Below are 255 nucleotides of genomic sequence, written 5' to 3' on the forward strand. Positions count from 1 at the left end.
TGCCGGCCAGGTCGCCATGCTGGAATCTGCGCTGTGGAAACAGCTCGGCGATGCCACGGATTTCCGCACCTATTGCGAGAGCTGGCTCGCGCTGCAATGCAGCCTGATCGTTCAAGCCAATGCCGGCCTCGTTGCAGCCGGCGACAATGTCGTCGGACCGCCGATCGCGCTTCATCCGGCCGGACACAACACCTCGCATCTCGTTCACGCCGTTACGCTCGCCGCCGAACAGAAACGCGGCGTTGCCGAACTCGA

1 protein-coding gene is annotated in these 255 nt (G+C 63.5%); it reads left to right on the forward strand.

Annotation, left to right across the window (positions count from 1 at the left end; genetic code table 11):
* The coding region (locus tag RVY79_RS20570; protein WP_317466447.1) for a hypothetical protein at positions 1-255 on the forward strand (255 nt) is incomplete at both ends.

The organism is Chromohalobacter sp. HP20-39, assembly GCF_033052815.1.
Classification (GTDB): domain Bacteria; phylum Pseudomonadota; class Gammaproteobacteria; order Pseudomonadales; family Halomonadaceae; genus Chromohalobacter.